Annotated in this window: 17 protein-coding genes; 9 read left to right on the top strand and 8 right to left on the bottom strand. The window is 72.7% G+C overall.

Features of this window, described 5'->3' with window-relative positions; all coding sequences use genetic code 11:
• Window positions 1-124 precede the first annotated feature (124 nt).
• From ACZ58V_RS04760 to ACZ58V_RS04730, 7 genes are all read left to right on the top strand, one after another.
• The gene (locus tag ACZ58V_RS04760; RefSeq protein ID WP_184591259.1) at window positions 125-1,114 is read left to right on the top strand and encodes a malate dehydrogenase; all 990 of its coding nucleotides are present in this window, start codon (window positions 125-127) and stop codon (window positions 1,112-1,114) included.
• 82 nt (window positions 1,115-1,196) lie between these two features.
• Window positions 1,197-1,781 carry a DinB family protein gene (locus ACZ58V_RS04755; protein WP_471288364.1) on the top strand — a complete coding sequence of 195 codons (585 nt, stop codon included), beginning with the start codon at window positions 1,197-1,199 and terminating at the stop codon, window positions 1,779-1,781.
• 180 nt (window positions 1,782-1,961) lie between these two features.
• Window positions 1,962-3,482 carry an aldehyde dehydrogenase family protein gene (locus ACZ58V_RS04750; RefSeq protein ID WP_471288361.1) on the top strand — a complete coding sequence of 507 codons (1,521 nt, stop codon included), beginning with the start codon at window positions 1,962-1,964 and terminating at the stop codon, window positions 3,480-3,482.
• A 67-nt stretch (window positions 3,483-3,549) separates the two neighbouring features.
• Complete coding sequence (locus ACZ58V_RS04745; protein ID WP_468187211.1) at window positions 3,550-5,082, top strand: GMC family oxidoreductase; 1,533 nt, start codon at window positions 3,550-3,552, stop codon at window positions 5,080-5,082.
• A gap of 38 nt (window positions 5,083-5,120) precedes the next feature.
• Window positions 5,121-6,191, top strand: coding sequence for a quaternary amine ABC transporter ATP-binding protein (locus ACZ58V_RS04740; protein ID WP_468187213.1), 1,071 nt, complete (start codon window positions 5,121-5,123; stop codon window positions 6,189-6,191).
• Window positions 6,191-8,140 (top strand): ABC transporter permease, encoded by a 1,950-nt coding sequence (locus ACZ58V_RS04735; RefSeq protein WP_468187215.1) that lies wholly within the window; start codon window positions 6,191-6,193, stop codon window positions 8,138-8,140. Before ACZ58V_RS04740 ends, ACZ58V_RS04735 begins: the two co-directional genes overlap by 1 nt.
• 1 nt (window position 8,141) lies before the next feature.
• Complete coding sequence (locus ACZ58V_RS04730) at window positions 8,142-9,098, top strand: ABC transporter substrate-binding protein (RefSeq protein ID WP_468187217.1); 957 nt, start codon at window positions 8,142-8,144, stop codon at window positions 9,096-9,098.
• Between the two features lie 6 nt (window positions 9,099-9,104).
• Here ACZ58V_RS04730 and ACZ58V_RS04725 read toward each other — a convergent pair whose 3' ends face one another.
• Genes ACZ58V_RS04725 through ACZ58V_RS04715 form a run of 3 tightly spaced genes read right to left on the bottom strand, consistent with a single transcriptional unit; the run spans window position 9,105 to window position 10,770 of the window.
• Window positions 9,105-9,821: an isocitrate lyase/PEP mutase family protein gene (locus ACZ58V_RS04725; protein WP_471288357.1), complete on the bottom strand. Its 717-nt coding sequence runs from the start codon at window positions 9,819-9,821 to the stop codon at window positions 9,105-9,107.
• Window positions 9,818-10,264 carry a carboxymuconolactone decarboxylase family protein gene (locus tag ACZ58V_RS04720; RefSeq protein WP_471288355.1) on the bottom strand — a complete coding sequence of 149 codons (447 nt, stop codon included), beginning with the start codon at window positions 10,262-10,264 and terminating at the stop codon, window positions 9,818-9,820. The genes ACZ58V_RS04725 and ACZ58V_RS04720 overlap by 4 nt, the downstream gene beginning before the upstream one ends.
• Entirely contained in the window at window positions 10,261-10,770 is a 510-nt protein-coding gene (locus tag ACZ58V_RS04715; RefSeq protein WP_471288353.1) for a carboxymuconolactone decarboxylase family protein, read from the bottom strand. The genes ACZ58V_RS04720 and ACZ58V_RS04715 overlap by 4 nt, the downstream gene beginning before the upstream one ends.
• A 46-nt stretch (window positions 10,771-10,816) precedes the next feature.
• Between ACZ58V_RS04715 and pdxR the strand changes: the two genes are divergently transcribed.
• A complete protein-coding gene (gene pdxR, locus ACZ58V_RS04710) occupies window positions 10,817-12,205 on the top strand; it encodes a MocR-like pyridoxine biosynthesis transcription factor PdxR (RefSeq protein ID WP_471288351.1) in 1,389 nt (462 codons plus the stop codon).
• Between the two features lie 49 nt (window positions 12,206-12,254).
• Window positions 12,255-12,722, top strand: coding sequence for a carboxymuconolactone decarboxylase family protein (locus ACZ58V_RS04705; protein WP_471288349.1), 468 nt, complete (start codon window positions 12,255-12,257; stop codon window positions 12,720-12,722).
• Between the two features lie 95 nt (window positions 12,723-12,817).
• On the opposite strand, the gene ACZ58V_RS04700 is transcribed toward ACZ58V_RS04705, so the two are convergent.
• Genes ACZ58V_RS04700 through pabB form a run of 5 tightly spaced genes read right to left on the bottom strand, consistent with a single transcriptional unit; the run spans window position 12,818 to window position 20,678 of the window.
• Entirely contained in the window at window positions 12,818-13,615 is a 798-nt protein-coding gene (locus ACZ58V_RS04700) for an aminotransferase class IV (protein ID WP_471288734.1), read from the bottom strand.
• A 13-nt stretch (window positions 13,616-13,628) separates the two neighbouring features.
• Window positions 13,629-14,807: an FAD-dependent monooxygenase gene (locus tag ACZ58V_RS04695; protein WP_471288347.1), complete on the bottom strand. Its 1,179-nt coding sequence runs from the start codon at window positions 14,805-14,807 to the stop codon at window positions 13,629-13,631.
• Window positions 14,804-16,393 (bottom strand): class I adenylate-forming enzyme family protein, encoded by a 1,590-nt coding sequence (locus ACZ58V_RS04690; RefSeq protein WP_471288345.1) that lies wholly within the window; start codon window positions 16,391-16,393, stop codon window positions 14,804-14,806. The genes ACZ58V_RS04695 and ACZ58V_RS04690 overlap by 4 nt, the downstream gene beginning before the upstream one ends.
• A gap of 23 nt (window positions 16,394-16,416) precedes the next feature.
• Window positions 16,417-17,940: an AMP-binding protein gene (locus ACZ58V_RS04685; protein ID WP_468187233.1), complete on the bottom strand. Its 1,524-nt coding sequence runs from the start codon at window positions 17,938-17,940 to the stop codon at window positions 16,417-16,419.
• The gene (gene pabB, locus ACZ58V_RS04680) at window positions 17,937-20,678 is read right to left on the bottom strand and encodes an aminodeoxychorismate synthase component I (protein ID WP_471288342.1); all 2,742 of its coding nucleotides are present in this window, start codon (window positions 20,676-20,678) and stop codon (window positions 17,937-17,939) included. The genes ACZ58V_RS04685 and pabB overlap by 4 nt, the downstream gene beginning before the upstream one ends.
• Between the last annotated feature and the right edge of the window lies 1 nt (window position 20,679).

Genomic DNA, 20,679 nt, shown 5'->3' with positions numbered 1-20,679 from the left:
CCCGGCCGTGCGAGATACCGGATGCGCGATAGCCTGACCGCTGGTGGATCTCTTGATACCAAGAGATCGATCAGACGTCCGGGGCAGGGACCGCCCCACCGCCAGCTGTCATACGGAGAACGCCATGACCCGCACTCCCGTGAACGTCACCGTCACCGGCGCGGCCGGCCAGATCGGTTACGCCCTGCTCTTCCGCATCGCCTCCGGTCAGCTGCTCGGCCCGGACGTGCCGGTCAAGCTGCGCCTCCTCGAGATCACCCCGGCGCTCAAGGCCGCCGAGGGCACCGCCATGGAGCTGGACGACTGCGCGTTCCCGCTCCTGCAGGGCATCGAGATCTCGGACGACCCGAACGTCGCCTTCGACGGCGCCAACGTCGCGCTGCTCGTCGGCGCCCGCCCCCGTACCAAGGGCATGGAGCGCGGTGACCTCCTCGAGGCCAACGGCGGCATCTTCAAGCCGCAGGGCCAGGCCATCAACGCCCACGCCGCGGACGACATCAAGGTCCTGGTCGTCGGCAACCCGGCCAACACCAACGCCCTGATCGCCCAGGCCGCCGCGCCGGACGTACCGGCCGAGCGGTTCACGGCCATGACCCGCCTCGACCACAACCGCGCGCTGACCCAGCTCGCGAAGAAGACCGGCTCGACGGTCGCCGACATCAAGCGGCTCACCATCTGGGGCAACCACTCCGCCACCCAGTACCCGGACATCTTCCACGCCACGGTCGCCGGCAAGAACGCCGCCGAGGTCGTGAACGACGAGAAGTGGCTGGCCGAGGACTTCATCCCGACCGTCGCCAAGCGCGGCGCGGCCATCATCGAGGCCCGCGGCGCCTCGTCGGCCGCCTCCGCCGCGAACGCCGCCATCGACCACGTCTACTCGTGGGTCAACGGCACCGCCGACGGCGACTGGGTCTCCATGGGCATCCCGTCGGACGGTTCGTACGGCGTGCCGGAGGGCCTCATCTCCTCCTTCCCCGTCACCACCAAGGACGGCACGTACGACATCGTCCAGGGCCTGGACATCAACGAGTTCTCCCGTGCCCGGATCGACGCCTCCGTCAAGGAGCTCGAGGAGGAGCGCGAGGCGGTCCGCGGCCTCGGCCTCATCTGACCGGAGCCTCTCCGCGCAGGCCCCCACCGGTTTTCGGCCGGTGCGGGGCCTGTCGGCTGTCCCGGGTCGTAGTCTCCGCGGCATGACACCGGACGTGGAACGGGTCGTGGCCGAGATACCGCTGGAGCCACCGCTCGCGGGCGACGAGGCCGACACGCTGGTCGGCTCCCTGGAGCGCCAGCGCAGGACGTTCGCCTGGAAGTGCGAGGGGCTGGACGAGGCCGGTCTGAGCGCGCGGGTGGCCTCCTCGGCCGTCACGCTGGGCGGGCTGCTCAAGCACCTCGCCCTGGTCGAGGACCACTACCTGTCCGTGCGGCTGCTGGGGAGGAAGCCCGCGCCGCCGTGGGACGCGGTGGACCGGGACGCCGAGCCGGACCGGGAGTGGAGCTCGGCCGCCGGGGACCCGCCCGAGCAGCTGTACACGCTGTGGACGGAGTCCGTGCTGCGGTCCCGGGCGAATCTGCGGGAGGTGCTCGCGGGGAGCGACGCCGGCCGCCTCGCCGCCTTCACGACCCGGGACGGCCGGTCACCGAGCGTGCGGCGGCTGCTGGTCGACCTCATCGAGGAGTACGCCCGCCACGTCGGCCACGCCGACCTCCTACGCGAGTCGATCGACGGCGCGTGGGCGAAGACCCCCCCGGAGGGCTTCCGACCTCGGACGACCTGACGTCAGCCGCACCTGATCAGCGAGTGTTTCGCCCCTGTTTGCCCGCATCTTCAGTGACGCAGCGCACTTTCGGCCACGGATCGCGCATGCATCCGGGGGTCGAGGGCAGGCGCACTCGGTCTCTTAGTGACACACCTGTGACACAAGGGCGCTGATCAGGAACGGAAGGCGAAAGCGGTCATGGCGGAAAGCAACGTACTTCAGGCGCGCAGCACCATTCACGCGGGAGGGGAGTGGCGTGCCGCCGTCTCCGGCGCCACCCGGGAGATCCTCGACCCCGCGGACGCGCAGCCGTTCGCCGTGGTCGCGGAAGGCGACGAGAAGGACACCGACCTGGCGATCGCCGCCGCCCGGCGCGCCTTCGACGAGGGCGAGTGGCCCCGCACGCCCGTCACCGAGCGCGCCGCGCTGCTGAGGCGCGTCGCCGACCTGCTGGTGCGCGACCGCGAGGAGCTCGGGCGGCTGGAGGCCCAGGACGCGGGCAAGACCGTCGAGGAGGGCCGCGTCGACATCGACTGCGTCGCCGACGCCTTCCGCTACTTCGCCGACCTGGTCGCGGGCGAGGCTCCCGGCCGGGTCGTGGACGCGGGCTCGCCCGACATCCACAGCGTCGTCGTGCACGAGCCCATCGGCGTCTGCGCGATGATCACGCCCTGGAACTACCCGCTGCTGCAGGCCAGCTGGAAGATCGCCCCGGCGCTCGCGGCGGGCAACACCTTCGTCATCAAGCCGAGCGAGATCACCCCGATGACGACCATCGCGGTCATCGAGCTGCTGGTCGAGGCCGGACTGCCCGCCGGTGTCGCCAACATCGTCACCGGGCCCGGCCACTCGGTCGGCGCGCGGCTGTCCGAGCACCCCGATGTCGACCTGGTCTCCTTCACCGGCGGTCTGGTCAGCGGCACCAAGGTCGCCCAGGCCGCCGCGCCCGGCGTCAAGAAGGTCGCCCTCGAACTCGGCGGCAAGAACCCCAACGTCGTCTTCGCCGACGCCTGCGCCACCGAGGAGGGCTTCGACACCGCCGTCGACCAGGCCCTCAACGCCGCCTTCATCCACAGCGGCCAGGTCTGCTCGGCCGGCGCCCGCCTCATCATCGAGGAGTCGGTCCGGGACCGCTTCGTCGCCGAACTGGCCCGCCGCGCCGAGAAGATCCGGCTCGGCCGCGGCACCGAGGACGGGGTCGAGTGCGGCCCGCTCGTCTCCGAGCAGCAGCGCGCCAAGGTCGAGATGTACGTCGACTCCGCCCTCAAGGAGGGCGCGGTGCTGCGCTCCGGCGGCAAGCGCCCCGAGCCGTCCCCGCAGCGGCCGGAGAGCGGCTACTTCTACGAGCCGACCGTCCTCGACCACTGCCACCGCGAGATGCGTGTCATCCGGGAGGAGGTCTTCGGGCCGGTCCTCACCGTCGAGACCTTCCGCACCGAGGACGAGGCCGTGACCCTCGCCAACGACACCGAGTACGGCCTCGCCGGCGGTGTCTGGACCTCCGACGCGGGCCGCGCCCGGCGGGTGGCCGGCCGGCTGCGTCACGGCACGATCTGGATCAACGACTTCCACCCCTACCTGCCGCAGGCGGAGTGGGGCGGTTTCGGCAAGAGCGGAGTGGGCCGGGAGCTCGGCCCGGCCGGACTCGCCGAGTACCGAGAGACCAAGCACGTCTACCAGAACCTCGCTCCGAAGCCGGTGCGCTGGTTCGCGGGCTGACCTCCCTCACCCTTCGGACCCGACCTCTTCGTCCCCGCTGGTTCATCCCCTCTGGAGCAAGTACGCCATGTCCCACACCAGTCATGAGTACGACTATGTCGTGATAGGAGGCGGAACCGCAGGTTCCGTCATTGCCTCCCGCCTGACCGAGAACCCCGACGTCACCGTCGCCGTCATCGAGGGCGGCCCCAGCGACGTCGGCCGCGACGACGTGCTGACCCTGCGCCGCTGGATGGGCCTGCTGGGCGGCGAGCTCGACTACGACTACCCGACCACCGAGCAGCCACGCGGAAACTCGCATATCCGGCACAGCCGCGCCCGGGTCCTCGGTGGCTGCTCCTCGCACAACACCCTGATCGCCTTCAAGCCGCTGCCGGCCGACTGGGACGAGTGGGAGGCCGCCGGCGCCAAGGGCTGGGGCGCGGTGCAGATGGAGGCGTACTTCGCGCGCCTGCTCAACAACGTCGTCCCGGTCGACGAGAAGGACCGGAACGCCATCGCCCGCGACTTCGTCGACGCGGCCCAGGCGGCGCTGAACGTGCCGCGCGTGGAGGGCTTCAACAAGAAGCCGTTCACCGAGGGCGTCGGCTTCTTCGACCTCGCCTACCACCCCGAGAACAACAAGCGTTCCTCGGCGTCGGTGGCGTATCTGCACCCGGTCATGGACGAGCGGCCCAACCTGACGATCCTGCTGGAGACCTGGGCGTACAAGCTGGAGCTGGACGGCAACCGCGCCGAGGGCGTGCACGTCCGCACCAAGGACGGCGAGGAGATCCTCGTCAAGGCCCGGGGCGAGGTCCTGCTCTGTGCAGGCGCGGTCGACTCGCCCCGGCTGCTGATGCACTCCGGCATCGGCCCGAAGGCCGACCTGGAGAAGCTCGGCATACCCGTGACGCACGACCTGCCGGGCATCGGAGAGAACCTGCTCGACCACCCCGAGTCGGTGATCGTGTGGGAGACGAACGGCCCCATCCCGGAGAACTCCGCGATGGACTCCGACGCGGGCCTGTTCGTGCGCCGGGACCCCGAACAGCCGCACCCCGACCTGATGTTCCACTTCTACCAGATCCCGTTCACGGACAACCCGGAGCGACTGGGCTACCAGCGGCCCGAGTTCGGCGTCTCGATGACCCCGAACATCCCGAAGCCCAAGAGCCGCGGCCGGCTCTACCTGACCAGCGCCGACCCCGAGGTCAAGCCGGCCCTGGACTTCCGCTACTTCACCGACGAGGACGACTACGACGGTCAGACCCTCGTCGACGGCATCAAGATCGCCCGCGAGATCGCCAGGACCGAGCCGCTGGCCGGCTGGCTCAAGCGCGAGGTGGCGCCCGGCCCGCACGTGACCGATGACGCGGAGCTCAGCGAGTACGCCCGCAAGGTCGCCCACACCGTCTACCACCCCGCCGGCACCTGCAAGATGGGCGACGCCGACGACCGGCTCGCCGTCGTCGACCCCGAGCTGCGCGTCCGCGGCCTGGAGGGCATCCGCATCGCGGACGCCTCCGTGTTCCCGACCATGACGACCGTGAACCCCATGATCGGCGTGCTCATGGTCGGCGAGAAGGCCGCCGAGCTGATCGGCGGTGGTGACCGGTGACCGAGATACCGACCCTCGAACCCCCCACGGAGCAGACCATGGACACGACCCCCGTCTTCTCGGTGGAGGGCCTGTGGAAGGTGTTCGGCCCCAAGGCCGAGCGCGTTCCCGCCGACCCCGAGCTGACCGCCCTCGACCCCGCCGAGCTGCGCTCCCGCACCGGCTGCACGGCCGCCGTCCGCGACGTCAGCTTCGATGTGCGCAAGGGCGAGGTCTTCGTCGTCATGGGCCTGTCCGGCTCCGGCAAGTCCACGCTGGTGCGCTGTCTGACCCGGCTCATCGAGCCGACGGCCGGCACCATCGCCATCGACGGCGAGGACGTCCGCGCCATGGACCGCTCCCGGCTGCGCGAACTGCGCCGCCACCGCGCCGCCATGGTCTTCCAGCACTTCGGCCTGCTGCCGCACCGCACGGTCCTCGACAACGTCGCCTACGGCCTGGAGATCCAGGGCATGGGCAAGGCCGAGCGGCGCGAGCGCGCCGCCGAGGTCGTCGCCAAGGTCGGTCTGGAAGGCATGGAGCACCGCCGCCCCAGCCAGCTCTCCGGCGGCCAGCGGCAGCGCGTCGGCCTCGCCCGCGCGCTCGCCGTCGACCCCGCGGTCCTGCTCTTCGACGAGCCGTTCAGCGCCCTCGACCCCCTCATCCGGCGCGAGATGCAGGAGGAGGTCGTCCGGCTGCACCGCGAGGAAGGCCGCACGATGGTCTTCATCACCCACGACCTCCAGGAGGCCCTCAAGCTGGGCGACCGCATCGCCCTGATGCGCGACGGCCGGGTCGTCCAGCTCGGCACGCCCGAGGAGATCGTGGGCTCCCCCGCCGACGACTACGTCCGCGAGTTCGTCCGGGACGTCCCGCGCGAGCAGGTCCTCACCGTCCGCACGGCCATGCGCAACCCCTCGGCGGACCTGGACGGCAGCGGACCGGCCGTCCGCCCCGACGCGACGGTCTCCGAGGCGATCGAGGCGGTCGCCCGCGCCGGCGCTCCGGCCCGGGTCGTGGACGAGGGCCGATGCGTGGGCATGGTCGACTCCGACACGCTGCTCGGTGTCGTCGCCGGCACGGAGCAGCCAGCTCCGCCCGGGACGGAGCAGTCCAAGGAGGCGGTGTGATGGCGACCATCACCGCCTCCCCGCCGCGCGTGGGACTGCCCGGCCTCCTCAAGACCCCCGCCGTCCGCAAGCTGCTGCTCCTCGCCCTGGCGGCGGCGATCCTCGTCCCCCTGGCGAACGCCCGCTGGGCGAGCGGCAGCTGGCCGACCGCCCTGACCGTCGACTTCTCCGAGCCGCTCGCCAAGGCCAGCGACTGGATCATCGACAACCGTGACAGCCACCCGCTGTTCCTGTACTTCTTCGGCCACGTCAGCAACGTCGTCGTCATCGCCGTACGAGCCGTCTACCTCGGCCTCCTGGCCGTCGGCTGGGCGGGCGTCACGGCCCTGGGCGCGCTGGTCGCCTGGCGCGTCGCGGGCATCCGGCTCGCGCTCGGCACGGGCGTCGCGTTCCTGGCCTGCGGCCTGCTCGGCATGTGGGTGCCGACCATGCAGACGCTCGCCCTGATGGTCGTCGCGGTCCTCGCGTCGGTCGTCGTGGGCGCGCTGCTCGGGCTCGCCGCCGGGCTGTCCGACCGGATGGACCGCCTCCTGCGCCCGGTCCTGGACACCATGCAGGTGCTCCCGGCCTTCGCCTATCTGCTGCCGGTCGTGCTGGTCTTCGGCATCGGCGTCCCGGCGGCCGTCCTGGCCACCGTCATCTACGCCGCCCCGCCCATGGCCCGCCTGACCTCGCTCGGTCTGCGCGGCGCCGACAAGGAGGTGCTGGAGGCGGTCGAGTCGCTCGGCTCCACCGCACGCCAGCGGCTGCTGACGGCCCGTATCCCGCTGGCCCGCAAGGAACTCCTGCTCGGCCTCAACCAGACGATCATGATGGCGCTGTCCATGGCCGTCATCGCGGCCGTCATCGGCGCGGGCGGTCTCGGTGACCGCGTGTACCAGGCGCTGGCCTCGGTCGACGTCGGTGCCGCGCTCGCCGCCGGTATCCCGATCGTGCTTCTGGCCGTCGTCCTGGACCGCGTCACGGGCGCGGCGGGGGTGCGGCTCGGCGCCGAACCGGAGCCCCGGCGCGGGCTCGGCTGGCTGTACGCCCTGGTCGCGTTCGTCGCCGTGGCGGTCGCCGGGCGTCTCGCGGGCCGGCTCGACTGGCCCGAGTCGTGGGTCGTCGGCATCGCCGAGCCCGTCAACCGCGTGGTCGACTGGATGACCGCGCACCTCTACTCCGGCGTCCCCGTCATCGGCGGCACCGCCGACTGGGCGGGCCACTTCACCACCTGGGTGCTCGACCCGATGCGCGACGGCCTGCAGTCGCTGCCCTGGTGGTCGGTCCTGCTGATCGTCGCCGCCCTGGCCTGGGTGATCGGCACCTGGCGCACCGCGCTCACCGCCGTCCTCGCCATGGCCGCGATCGGCGTGCTCGGCGTCTGGAAGCCCTCCCTCGACACCCTGTCGCAGGTCCTCGCGGCCGTCGCCGTCACCCTCGTCGTCGGCTTCGCCACCGGCATCGCGGCGGCCCGCAGCGACCGTCTGGAGCGGCTGCTGCGTCCCGTCCTGGACGTCTTCCAGACGATGCCGCAGTTCGTGTACCTGATCCCGGTCGTCGCCCTGTTCGGCGTCGGCCGCGCCCCGGCCGTCGCGGCCGCGATCGTGTACGCGCTGCCGGCCGTCGTCCGGATCACCACCCAGGGCCTGCGCCAGGTCGACCCGGCCGCGCTGGAGTCATCGAGCTCGCTCGGCGCGACCAGCTGGCAGCAGCTGCGGCAGGTCCAGCTCCCGCTGGCCCGCCCGGCGCTGCTGCTCGCCGTCAACCAGGGCCTCGTCCTGGTCCTCGCCGTCGTCGTCATCGGCGGCCTGGTCGGCGGTGGCGCCCTCGGCTACGACGTGGTCTTCGGCCTCGCCCAGGGCGACCTGGCGACCGGTCTGGTGGCCGGCGCGGCGATCGTCTGCCTCGGCCTGATGCTCGACCGGGTGACCCAGCCCACCGAGCGGCGCGCGAAGAAGGGAGCGTGACATGCGAGTCCGTACGACTGCCATGATCGCCGCCGTGAGCTCCCTGGCGCTGCTCACCGGCTGCGGCGCGGCCGACATGACCAAGCAGGCCTCGCCCTTCGCCAACGCGCAGGGCGCCAAGTCCGTGACCCTGTCCGTGCAGTCCTGGGTGGGCGCGCAGTCCAACGTGGCCGTCGCCCAGTACCTGCTGGAGAACGAGCTGGGCTACCGCGTCGACACCGTCCAGGTCGACGAGGTGCCCGCCTGGGACGCGCTCAGCCAGGGCCGTGTCGACGCGCTCCTGGAGGACTGGGGCCACCCGGAGCAGGAGCAGCGGTACGTCAAGGACAAGAAGACGATCGCGCCCGGCGGCGGACTCGGTGTCACCGGGCACATCGGCTGGTTCGTCCCGACGTACTTCGCCAAGAAGCACCCGGACATCACGAACTGGAAGAACCTCAACAAGTACGCCGACCAGTTCCGCACCCCGGAGAGCGGCAGCAAGGGCCAGCTGATGGACGGTTCGCCGTCCTATGTCACCAACGACAAGGCGCTGGTGAAGAACCTGAAGCTGGACTACCAGGTGGTGTTCGCCGGGTCCGAGGCGGCGCAGATCACCCAGATGAGGCAGTTCGCCAAGGAGAAGAAGCCCTTCCTCACCTACTGGTACTCCCCGCAGTGGCTGTTCAAGAAGGTCCCGATGACCGAGGTGAAGCTGCCGGCGTACAAGGAGGGCTGCGACGCCGACCCGGAGAAGGTCGCCTGCGCCTACCCGCACACGCCGCTGCAGAAGTACCTCAACGCGGACTTCGCGAAGAACGGCGGCAAGGCGGCGGCGTTCCTGAAGAAGTTCAAGTGGACGACCGAGGACCAGAACGAGGTCTCCCTGATGATCGCCGACAAGAAGATGACCCCGGAGGAGGCGGCGAAGAAGTGGGTGGACAGCCACAAGTCCACCTGGAAGAAGTGGCTGTCCTGACCTGCTCTACGTCAACTGACCGGCGATCTCCCGCAGGGCCCGGGCGGCCCGCCGCTGGAGTCCCGGCCCGAAGGTGATCCGGGTGGCCCCTCGCGCGCCGAGTTCGGCGGGCGAGGGGCCCTCGTCGGTCAGGGCTCCCACGTTGACGGGCCCCTGGATCCCGGCCCGCAGCAAGGGCAGCACCTCGTACGGGGCCTCGATCGGGTAGACACAGTCGGCGCCCGCGGCGACGTACAACGCGGCCCGCTCGATGGCCCGTCCGGGATCGGCGACCCCGCAGGCGAAGGTGTCCACGCGCGCGTTCACGAAGAGCCCGTCACCGGCCGCGGCCCGCACCTCGGCCAGCCAGTCGGCGTGCGCGCGCGGGTCCTTGAGCACCCCGTCCTCGGAGTCCTCCAGGTTGCAGCCCACCGCCCCCGTCTCCAGCAGCCGCTCCACCAGCTCCTTCGGCGCGAGTCCGTAGCCGCCCTCGACGTCCGCCGACACCGGCACGTCGACGGCACGGACGACCCGGGCGACCGCTGCGAACATCTCGTCGGCCGGGGTCTGTCCGTCCTCGTACCCCAGGGACGCGGCGACCCCGGCGCTGGGCGTGGCGAGCGCCGGGTACCCGGCCTCCACGAACACCCGGGCACTGGCCGCGTCCCAGGGGCCGGGCAGCACGAGGGGATCACCGGGCACCCGGTGGTGGTGCAGGGCGCGGAACACATCGGCCTTGCTCATGGCGTGTATCCCCCCGGCGGGATCCGGCGGCTCACCATCACCCGGTTCCAGTTGTTGATGGCGACGCCCAGCCCGATCAGATGGGCCAGCCGGGCCTCGTCGAAGTGCTTGGCGGCCTGCTCGTACACCTCGTCCGGCACGAAGCCCTCCGTCAGGAGAGTCACCGCCTCCGTCAGCGCCAGTGCGGCCCGCTCCCGCTCGTCGAAGACGTCCTCGGCCTCCTCCCACGCGGCCAGCAGGTCGAGCTGCTTCTCACTCACCCCGTACTCGCGGGCGATCGCGAGGTGCATGTCGAGGCAGAACGCGCAGTGGTTGAGCTGCGAGGCGCGGATGACGACGAGTTCGGCGAGGGCCGGGTCGCCCAGGCCCTTCTTCGCGGCGGCGCTGAGAGCCGACATGGCCCGGCCGACCGCGGGGTCCAGCAGCGGGGTACGGCTCGTCACTTGTACTGCCCCGGCTCGTAGTGCCCCGGCGCCATCCGGCAGGTCACCCCGAACCGGTTCCAGGCGTTGATCACCGTGATCGCCGCGATGACCTGCGCCAGCTCCGCCTCGTCGAAGTGCTTGGCGGCGTTGTCGTAGACCTCGTCCGGCACGAAACCGTCCGTCAGGACCGTCACCGCCTCCGTCAGCTCCAGCGCGGCGATCTCCTTCGCGGTGTAGAAGTGCCGCGACTCGTCCCAGGCGCTGAGCTGCACGATCCGCTCGACGCTCTCGCCCGACGCCAGGGCGTCCTTGGTGTGCATGTCGATGCAGAACGCGCAGTGGTTGATCTGGGAGGCGCGGATCTTCACCAGCTCGTACAGCTTGTGGTCGAGGCCCTTTCGGGCGGCGGTCTCCAGCCGGACCATCGCCTTGTAGACCTCGGGCGCGTGCTTGGCCCACTCCAGGCGGGCGGGCTGCTCGGGGGCGTACTCCACGGTCGTCGGGGTGTCGGTGTTGGTCGTCATGCCTCGACCCTAGGAGCGAAGCAGCCCAGGAGTATGGTCCATTTCCATGGCGGAACCATGGGCCACTCTGGGCATCGACCTGCACGTGGAGCCGACCGGCCCGGGCCTGCGCCGGGGGCTGACCGACGCCCTGCGCGAAGCGGTGCGCTCCGGCCGGCTGGCCCCCGGCACCCGGCTGCCCTCCTCCCGCGCGCTCGCCGCCGACCTGGGCATCGCCCGCAACACGGTCGCCGACGCCTACGCCGACCTGGTCGCCGAGGGCTGGCTCACCGCCCGGCAGGGCTCGGGGACCCGGGTCGCCGAGAGGACCGTCGTCCCGCCGGCCGGTACGGCACCCCACCCCCGCGCACGCACCCGCCCGGCCTACGACCTGCGCCCCGGCAGCCCCGACCTCACGTCCTTCCCGCGCGCGGAGTGGCTCAAGGCCGCCCGCCGAGCCCTCACCGCCGCCCCGTACGACGCGCTGGACTACGGCGCCCCCCGGGGCCGCCCGGAGTTGCGGGCCGCGCTCGCCGGCTACCTCTCCCGGGCCCGGGGCGTACGCGCCGACCCCGAACGGATCGTGGTGTGCGCCGGGTTCGCGCACGGCCTGAAGCTGCTCGGCACCATCCTGCGGGCACGCGGGGCTCGGACCGTCGCGGTCGAGTCGTACGGGCTCGACGCGCACGGGAGGCTCCTCGCCGCGTCCGGCCTGCGCACCACCCCGCTGCCCTTCGACGGACTGGGCACGGACCCGGGCGAGTTGTCCGGCGCCGACGCGGTCCTCCTCACCCCCGCCCACCAGTTCCCCATGGGCGTGCCCCTGCACCGCGACCGCCGAGCGGCGGTCGTGGACTGGGCGCGCCGCACCGGCGGGCTGGTGCTGGAGGACGACTACGACGGCGAGTTCCGCTACGACCGTCAGCCCGTGGGCGCGCTCCAGGGCCTGGACCCCGACCGGGTGATCTACCTGGGCACCGCCAGCAAGTCCCTCGCCCCCGGGCTGCGGCTGGCCTGGGCGGTGCTGCCGCCGGGCCTCGCCGAGGAGGTCGCGGCGGCGAAGGGCGGCGTCGACACCTGCGGGGTGCTGGACCAGCTGACCCTGGCCGAGTTCCTCGCCTCCGGGGCCTACGACCGCCATGTGCGCGCGACCCGCCTGCGCTACCGCCGCCGCCGGGACGCCCTGGTCGCCGCCGTCGCGGCCCGTGCTCCCGGGGCCCGGGTCACCGGCATCGCGGCCGGTCTGCACGTCCTGCTGCGGCTGCCGCCCGGCACCGAGCAGTCGGTGGTCCAGGCAGCCCACTGGCGGGGACTCGCGCTCCACGGACTCGCCCGCTACACCCACCCCGCCGCGCAGGCCGCTCCGGCCGACGCCCTGGTCGTCGGCTACGGCACACCGCCGGACCACGCCTGGACCGGGGCGCTGGACGCGCTGTGTGCGGTACTGCCCGGATAATCGCGCGAATTCCCCTTCGGTAATGCGCTCCTGGGGATATGGTCACCTCATGAGTGAAAGCCCTTCCGCATCCCGTGTCGCCCTGAAGAAAATAACCCCGGACGTCTCCGCCGCAATGGGTTCCCTGCACTCCGCCGCCGTTTCCGCGGCGCAGGACGCCAAGGTCGAACCGGAACTGCTCGAACTGGTCAGGATCCGCGCCTCGCAGATCAACGGCTGCGCGTTCTGCCTCGACATGCACACCAAGGACGCCCGCGCCCAGGGCGAGACCGAGCAGCGCCTGTATACCCTGAACGCCTGGCGGGAGACGCCTTTCTTCACCGAGCGGGAGCGCGCCGCACTGGCGCTGACCGAGGCCGTGACCCTGGTCCACGACGGTCGCGTCCCGGACGCGGTGTATGCCGAGGCGGCCGAGGTGTTCGACGAGAACCAGATCGCCGCGTTGATCTGGGCGGCCACCGTCATCAATGCCTACAACCGCATCGCGATAGCCACGCGTATGGTGCCGAAGAGCTGACGTACGGCGCCGGAAAACTGAAACGAACAGCGGAAATCACGCCGGGTCGAATTCCTTCGACCCGGCGTCGTCATGTCCTCTGTTATTCTGCGAATTCAGGTCGGCAGCGGCTCCATCAGGCCGTCCAGCCAGGTCCGCCATTCCGCGGCCCGCTGTGCCGGAGGCACCCGCATCGGGCGTCCCGTCCAGTCCGTCACGGGCCGGATCCCGTGCAGCGCGTTCACCAGCCACACCTCGCGGCCGTCCAGCTCGGCCACGGTCCGCTCACGGTGCGCGATCCGGATCCCGGACCACAGCGCCCGCTCCTGGATCAGCCCGGCCGTCACACCCGGCAGGACGGGCAGATGGGGCGGGGGCAGGCACAGGGTGTCGTCCTCCCACCACAGCACGCCGGCGGTGGCCGACTCCAGCACCGTGCCCGAGGGCGCGATCAGCACCGCCTCCTCCGCGCCCTCGCCGGCGGCCCGGCGACGCACCCGGGCCAGGGTCTCCAGGTCCGGGCCCTTGCGCCGGGGCACGGTCCGCGGGTCGGGCTGGCCCGCCGCCCACAGCCGGATCTCGGTGCCGAGCGGCGGGGCGGGACGCAACAGCAGCCGCAACTCCAGGGAGCCCGCCGCGAGTTCCACCCGCGGGAACCACTCACCCGTGCGCGGCAGCGCGGCGGTCACGTCCTGCCAGAACGCGACGAGCCGGCGCGGCTCCGGCCCGCCGCACTCGACGCAGGACCGCGAGAACCGCTCCCGGTGCCGGGCATAGGCCCGCACCCGGCCCCCGCGCAGCAGCCACGAGTCCGCGACGAGCAGCCGCCCCCCGGCCTCCTGGTCCGGGGCGGGGGCCAGGCCACGGCCGGGCGTCCACGTCCACACGCCTTCCGCCACCGCCGGTCGTGTCACCACCAGGGCCTCCTCAGTACTTGCGGCCCGCGACGGCCGGCGCCCCGTTCCGGGGCCCGTACGGCGCGTGCTCCAGCCAAGATCCGCACCACGGCAGCACCGGTGCCAGGGCCGCCGCCGCCCGCTGCCTGACCCGGACGATACGGCGGTGCGGCCGCAGATGGTCCAGGGCCGTACCGGCGGCGGCGCTGTTGAACAGGCCCGCCGCCCGCCGCACCTCGGCGAAGCGCGCGACCGCCTCGCCGGTCCCCGCGGCGATCGCCTCGGCGGCGGCCGCCGCGTCCGCGATCCCGCTGTTCATGCCACGTGCCCCGAACGGCGGGAAGAGATGCGCCGCCTCCCCGGCCAGCAGCACGCGCCCGTGCGGATCGGTGAACGAGGCCGCCACCTTGCGCAGGAAGCGGTACGTCGACACCCACAGGATCCGCTCGCCGTAGCCGTCCCCGACGATCGCGGGCAGCCAGCGGCGTACGGCCTCCTCGGTGCCGTACTCCTCCTGCGCGTCGTCGTCCCGGCACTGCAGGTCGACCTGGAAGCCCCCGGTGAACGGCACCCGCATCACACTGCGCCCGCCGACCCCGGGATGCTCGTAGTGGAAGACCCGCTCCAGCGGCAGCTCCGCGCCCGGCACGTCGGCGACGTCCACCACGACGTGGAAGCCCTCGCCGTGCGTGCCCTCCATGGGGATGCCCAGCTCGCGCCGGACCGCGGAGCGGGCGCCGTCGGCGGCCACGGCGTACGTGCCCGTCCACACCCGACCGTCCTCACCCGTCAGCCGGACCCCCGTCTCCGAGGTGCTCACACCCGTCACGCGCGCGCCCCACACGAACTCCACCCCGGCCCCCTCGCAGGCCGCGCGCAGGAACCGTTCGGTGTCCGTCTGGCGCAGGCTGGTGAAGGGCGGCGGACCGGACGGCGGCGGGAACGTGCGGGCGTAGACCTCACGTCCCCGGTAGAGGGTGCGCCGGGTGTGCCAGGTCCGCCCGTACGAGGTGATCTCGGCGGCGAGACCGGGCAGCATCGCGTCCAGCAGGCCCAGGGTCTCCCGGTGCACGAACAGGGCCCGGCTGCCGGGCCGTTCCCGGTCCTCGGGGCCGGCCTCCAGCAGCACGACCGGGAGTCCGTGCCCGCGCAGGGCCAGGGCCGCGGACAGGCCCACCGGTCCGGCGCCCACGACCACGACCACGGTCATGCGCGGGCGCCTTCGGTGAGCATCCGGGCGATCTCCACGCGCTTCACCTTCCACGTCGCGGTCATCGGCAGCTCCTCGAACCGCCACTGCCGCGGCTCGGCCATCGCCGGCAGTCCCGCCGTCGCCTGCCGCCAGCGCTCCGGGTCCAGGGGCCGCTCGCCGCGCACGCACACCACCGGCACCGGCTCGCGGTCCGCGCCCGGCACGATGACGACCTCGCGCAGCTCCTCGAGACGGGACATCAGCGTGTCCTCGACCTCCAGATTGCTGTGCACGGCGTCGATCTGGTCCACCTCACGGTCGATCAGGTACAGCGCGCCCAGGCGGCTCCGGTAGCCCATGTCGCCCATCTCCCACCAGCCGTCGGTGAGCTGACGGTCGTAGCGCTCCGGCATGCCGAGGTAGGTGAGGATCCGGCCCCGGGTGCGGGCCTCGATCCGGCCGGGCGTGCCGGGCGCGACCCGTCGGCCCTCGGCGTCGGTGACACGGACCCGGGTGAAGCCGGGTATCCCGATCCCGACCCGGCGCCCGTCCACCCGGGCGGCACCGCGCCGCGTCACCACCTGGAACGCCACCGGGCCCGTCTCGCTCTGCCCGTACAGCTGGATCAGCCAGGGCGTACGGCGTCGGGAGGCGCCCAGCAGCCGCCGTACGGTGCGCGGGTGGATCGCGTCGAACGTGGAGCCGTACGACCGGACCCGGGACAGCGGGGCCCCGGGCGCGTCGGCCAGCTCCTCCCACAGCACGAACGTGTTGGGATGCGTCTCCACGATGCCGGGCCGGTGCCGGACCAGCAGCGGGCCCACCGCGGCCGGATCCGGGTCGGTGATCAGCACGAGCGGGCTGCCGAAGTGCAGCAGGACACCCAGCAGATGGTAGAAGCGCGAGTGCACGAACGACATGTGCAGCGCCGCAGGCTCGCCACGGGTGGGCCAGCCCATCGCCTGCTGCGGCACGAGCCGGTTCCACATGGTCTGCGCGCAGTGCACGGCCAGCTTCGGCACACCGGTGGTGCCCGAGCTGTGGGTGATCAGGGCGGGTTCGCGGGGGTGGAGCCGGACCGGTGGGGGCGGCTCGGCGCCTGCGTACTTCGCCAGGGGCTCCGCCCCGGACGCGTCGTCCACGGAGAGCGTGCGCCGCACGAGCCCGGACAGGGCGAGGTCCTTCAGACCGTCCAGGGTGGCGCTGTCGGTGATCAGCCAGGGGCGGCGCAGCCGGGCGAGGAGCTGCCCGGCCACCTGCGGGGCCAGCGCGGGCGACAGCAGCACGGGCACGGCGCCGATCCTGGAGGCGGCGCAGGTCAGCAGCATGATGTCGACGTTGTCGGCCTTGTGCACGACGACCTGCTCCGAGGGCCGCACCCCGGCCTCCCACAGCCGGCCGGACAGTTCCTCGACCACGTCGGCGAGCACGGTGTAGCTCAGGTCGACCCCGAGGGAGGGGGTGACGTCCAGCGGCCGGTCCAGGGTGACGAAGACGGCCCCGTGCCGGTCGGCGGCACGCCGGAAGACCGGTCCCAGGTAGAAGCCGCGATCGGCGAGCGAGGGCAAGGGCAGGGACAAGGGCTGGGCCTGCGACTGTCGCATGCGGCCGTTCCTTTCCGTGGTGTTCACCAGGCGCCCCGGCGCACCAGATGGCGGCGGAGCTTCCCGGTCGGGGTGCGCGGCAGCGACGAGACGAAGCTGACGCTGCGGGGGACCTTGAAGGCGGCGAGGCTCTCCCGCGCCAGGCCGATCAGCTCGTCCGACAGACCGTCCCGCACGGACGCGACCGGCACCACGAAGGCCCGCAGCCGGCTCGCGCCCCGCCCGTCCGCGACCGCCGCGACGGCCACCTCCCGCACCGCCGGATGGCCGCGCAGCACGGCCTCCACCTCCAGCGGGGAGACGGTGATGCCGCCGACCATCTCCATGTCGTCGGCGCGGCCCAGATGCCGGTAGGAGCCGTCCGGTTCGCGGCACGCCCGGTCGTGGGTGGCCAGCCAGCCGCCGACCAGGGTCCGCGCGGTCTCCTCCGGCCGGTTCAGATAGCCGGGTGTGACCGTCGGCCCGCGCACCCACATCTCGCCTTCCTCGCCGTCCGGCACCGGGTGCCCGTCACGGTCCCGCAGCTCCACCTCGAAGCCGGGCACGGGACGGCCGACGGTGCCCGGGTGGTCGTGGGCGAAGCCGTTGGCGCAGAACGCGTGACCGGCCTCGGTGGAGCCGATCTGCTCCAGCACCGGCGCCCCGAGCAGCGCGGTCAGCTGCCGTGCGAGCCCGTCCGGCAGCCCCTCGCCGGCCGACACCGCGGCCCGCACCGAGGCGAAGCAGCCCTCGTGCCCGTGGCCCCGCTCGGCGACCAGCGCCGCGTACGCGGACGGCACGGAGTACAGCAGCGTCACCCGGTGCCGGGCGACCAGCTCGTCGATGGTGGCCGGACCGGGACGCCGGTCCACCAGCACCGCGGACGAACCGGAGAACAGCGGGAAGACGAAGGCGTTGCCGAAGCCGTAGGCGAAGTACAGCTTCGACACCGACAGGGTGACGTCGTCCGCGGTGATCCGCAGCACCCGCCGGCCGACCAGGTCGTGGTACGTCCGCGGATCTCCGTGCGTGTGCACGACGCCCTTGGGGCGGCCCGTGGTGCCGGAGGTGTACTGCACGTAGAGCGGGGCGTGCGCGTCGACCTGGTGGGCGGGCGCGGGCTCGGCGGCGGGGGAGAGCGCCATCAGATGATCCGCTCCGAGGCAGGACCGGCGGGCGAACCGCTCCTCCAGGCCCGGCCCCGTCACGCACAGCAGGGCCCCGGTGTCCTCGGCCAGGAACCCATGGTCGGCCGCGGGGAGTTCGGGATTGACCAGGACCGCGACGGCGCCGAGCCGGGCGGTGGCGAGGAACGCCGTCACCCAGGCGAGGGAGTCGGGCAGCGCCAGCAGCACACGGTCCCCGGGGCGCACCCCGTGCTCGGCGAGCACGGTGGCCGCACGGGCCGCGAGGTCGTGCACCTCCCCGTGGGTCCAGGCCCGGTGCCCCTGGTGAAAGGCGGTCCGCCCGTTCCATCCGCGCCGCTCGGCGAGTTCCGCGAGCTGGGCCGCCATGTTCCCGGGCGCCTCGGTATCGGCCGGGTTCAGCTCTACCTGCGGACTGGTCATCGCAGGGCCTCCCCGGCCGCCCCGGCTCTGTCCCCGGGCGGGGCCTGCCGCCGTATCCGGTCGGCCGTGTGCTGGTGCAGGGCCCGCATCGGGGCCGCGGTCTTCAGCAGCATCTCGTCGTACTCCGCCTCCGGATCGGAGCCGAGCACGATCGCGCCGCCCGCGCCCAGATGCATCTGGCCGTCGGCGAACACGGCGGTACGGATGACGATGCTGAGATCCGCGCCGCCGCCGCACCCGAAGTAGCCGAGGGCGCCGGAGTACACGCCCCGGGCCTCGGTCTCCAGCGAGTCGATGATCTCCAGCGTGCGCAGCTTCGGCGCGCCGGTCATCGACCCGCCCGGGAAGCAGGCCCGGACACAGTCCACCGCGTCCGTGCCCGGCCGCAGCCGTCCCACCACGGTCGAGACGAGCTGATGCACCGTGGCGTACGTCTCCGTGGCCATCAGCTTGGAGACCCGCACCGTCCCCGTCCGGCAGACCTGTCCCAGGTCGTTGCGGAGCAGATCGACGATCATCAGGTTCTCGGCCCGGGTCTTGTCGTCCGACGCGAGCGCGTCCCGCAGCCGGGCGTCCTCCTCCGGCCCGTCGCCCCGGGGCGCGGTCCCCTTGATGGGCCTGGCCTCGGCGGTACCGTCCCGACCGATCTTCAGAAACCGCTCGGGCGAGGAGCCGGCCACCTCCAGCTCCCCGAACCTCAGGAACGCCGCGTACGGGGCCGGGTTGTCGCGGCGCAGCGTCCGGTAGAACTCGAGCGCGTCCGGCGGAGCGGGTAACCGGGCGGCGTTCGTGAGGCAGACCTCGTAGCTGGTGCCGGCCCGCAACTCCCGTCGGCACGCCTCGATGTCCGCGAGATACGTCGCCCGGTCGCGTACGAGCCACGGCTCGGCGGCGCCGGGGTCGGCCGGGGCAGACGACACGGGCAGGGGCGCCCGCTCCGTCGCCACGCAGCTGAGGTCCGCCAGCGCGCCCTCCAGCCAGTCGGCGGCCTCCCGGGCCGCCTGCGGGGTGTCCTCCGCCAGGCATACGGCGTAGGTGAAGCCCTCCTCGTGGTCCACCGCGATCACCCGGTCGGCGAACAGCCAGGCGGCGTCCGGGGCGGGGGAGCGGTGCCGGTTGGGCGACCCGCAGTCGGCCTTCACCTCGTAGCCGAGGTAGCCGACGTAGCCCCCGGTGAAGTCGAACGGCAGCCCGGTCGCGTCCACCCGCCGATTCGTCAACTGCCGCTTCAGATAGTCGAAGACACTCGCCGCGACCCTCCGCACCGGCCGCCCGGCCCGCTCGATCTCACAGCGCCCGGTGGTGACGTCGTACCGCACGAACTCGGCGAGCGGCCCGCTGTCGTCCCCCAGGAACGAGAACCGCGACCGCCCGGGCTCGACCAGTGAACTGTCCAGCCAGAACGACCGGGGCGACCCGGCGAACATCCGGGTGAAGGCCGCGTCGGTGTCGACGGCACCGGTGACCCGGCGGGTGTGCAGGCGGTAGCCGACCCGTCCGGGGCGCCGGGGGCGGGGAATGGCGACGGCGGGCGGCGTGGGTGGCAGGGGGACGTCGGCGCCCGCGGTGGCCCCGTCGACCGGAACGGCGTCTCCGGCCGCTTCAGCCCCGTCAGCCCGGGACATCGCCGAGACGGGGAAGACGGCAGCAGGCCGAGGCACCGCGGCCCGCGGCGGCCCCGCCGCGGCCCCGGCCGCGAAAGTGGCCGCTGCCCGACTGCTCACCGCAGCCCCGGCCCCGGCAACGGCCACAGGCCGAGGTTCCGCCCCGCCGCCGGAGACAGGCCGAGGTTCCGCCATGCCGCCGGCGACAGGCCGAGGTTCCGCCCCGCCGCCGGCAACAGCCACAGGCCGAGAGCCCGCCCCGGCCTCGGAAACGGCCCCGGGCTGATCGCAGGCCTCGGCCCCGGCCTCGGATACAGCCACCGTCCCACTGCTCAGCAGGGCCCCGGAAACCCCCGCCGCCCGACCGCTCGCCCCGGCCCCGGCAACAGCCGCAGGCCGGGAATCCGCTCCAACCGCCGCCTGAGCCCCTGCCGTAGTCCTCCGAGCCCCCGTCGGTCGCCGGACGCCCGCGTCGCACTCCGGTACCACTGCCCGGCGGCGGGTCGGGATCTCGGGGGACGGGACCGCGGTGTTCTTCGTGCGCAGCTTGCCGGCGCGCTCGGCGGTCAGGTTGCGGAAGTTCACGAGCATGCGGTGGCCGTACTCCGTGAGCACGGACTCCGGGTGGAACTGCACGCCCCACAGCGGCCGGCCGCGGTGCCGCAGTCCCATCAGGACGCCGTCCTCCGCCCAGGCCGTGGCCTCGAGCGCCGGAGGCAACGGCTCGCGCACGGCCAGCGAGTGATAGCGGACGGCGGTGAAATGCTGCGGCAGGCCCTGGAACAGATCCCGTTCGTCGTGCCGGACCGTGGAGAGGTGCCCGTGCCGCGGCTCCGGAGCCGGCCCCACCACACCGCGCTCCCCGAGCGCGATGCCCTGATGGCCGAGGCACACGCCGAGCACGGGAACCGGGGAGATCGCGAGCAGCCTGGCCCCGATGCCGAAGTCACGCGCGTCGCCCGGGTGCCCCGGGCCCGGGGACACCACCAGATTGTCGAACTCCCGGAGATCCGGAATCCCGTCGACGGGGGCGTCGTTACGCACCACCACCGGCTCCTCGCCGTTGACCTCGGCGATCAGCTGGAACAGGTTGTACGTGTACGAGTCGTAATTGTCGATGAGCAGGGTCTTCACC

The sequence above is a fragment of the Streptomyces sp. NPDC040589 genome (assembly GCF_055594445.1).
Note: the sequence above shows the minus strand (reverse complement) of the source record. Positions and strands in the feature narration are given on the sequence as shown.